Consider the following 1,139-nt stretch of genomic DNA (forward strand, 5'->3'; position numbering starts at 1 on the left):
TGAATGTACGCAGATGCGTTTACATGTTGTATTGCTGGATAATGGATATTATGAGTTTATCTGGAGCCACCACCATATCATCATGGACGGATGGTGTCTGGGTATTCTGATCAATGATTTTACCACCTTTTTAGGGGGCCTTCAGCAGGGACTTGTTATTCCGCTGCCTGAAGCAGAGAAATATTCTTCTTACATCCAGTGGCTGTCTGCTGTAGATAAAGAAGCATCGCTTTCTTATTGGAAGGCTTATTTGGAAGGTATCACTTCTCCTACAGTACTTCCTTTTGTAAATGGCAGGGGGGAAGAGCATTCGGATTACCTTACGGAAAGCCTTATTGTTAAGGATGATGATTTTAAAAATATTGAAGATTTCTGTCATGATTCAGGTATTACGCTGAATACTTATGTTCAGGGAGTATGGTCTTATCTTTTGAGCCGTTATAACCGATCCAGTGAAGTTGTATTTGGAAGCGTCGTATCGGGTCGTCCTGCAGAAGTTCGGGGTATTGAGAATATGGTAGGTCTGTTTATCAATACGATTCCTGTATGTGTGACTATTGAAGAAGAAGAAACTCCCCGCAGTTTACTTCATCAGCTACATCAGGATTCTATCCATAGCAGCCGTTATCATTTTAACAGTCTTGCAGAGCTTCAGTCTTTATCTCCTTTGGGTAATGAGCTTATTAATCATATTCTTGTTTTTGAGAACTATGTCAAAAACGATCATGAAAATGCATCTACAAGTTTGAATGCGGGTTTATCCTCCGAGGGAGTGGATTCGTTTGAACAGACGAACTATGCTTTTACCCTTGTGATTGTTCCTGGTGGAGGTAAGCTCTATATAGAGTTCCGTTATGACAGTTCAGTATTTTCTTGTGCTTCTATCAGGTCTTTGGTGTCACATTTTAAGACCGTTCTGGATCAGTTTGCAGGCCATTCAGAAATTCCATTACGTGATCTTGATTATGTAAGTGATGAAGAGAAGTTAGTACTGTCATCATTCAATGATACGGCAGCAGAGTATCCGGCTTCTGATACGATTGTGAGTCTTTTTGAATCCCAGGTTGATCGTAGCCCGTCTCATACGGCTGTAGTCTTCGGGGATCTATCTTTGAGCTATTGGGAACTGAATGCCAGGT

The 1,139-nt window shown here is 41.0% G+C and carries 1 protein-coding gene; it reads left to right on the top strand.

The genetic code is table 11. From position 1 onward, the window contains the following. Nucleotides 1-1,139: condensation domain-containing protein (locus tag CRS_RS24305; RefSeq protein WP_228451351.1), on the top strand; the 1,139-nt coding region annotated here is incomplete at both ends.

Origin of the sequence: Chryseobacterium sp. ON_d1 (assembly GCF_006829085.1) — a bacterium.
In the GTDB taxonomy this organism is placed as follows: domain Bacteria; phylum Bacteroidota; class Bacteroidia; order Flavobacteriales; family Weeksellaceae; genus Chryseobacterium.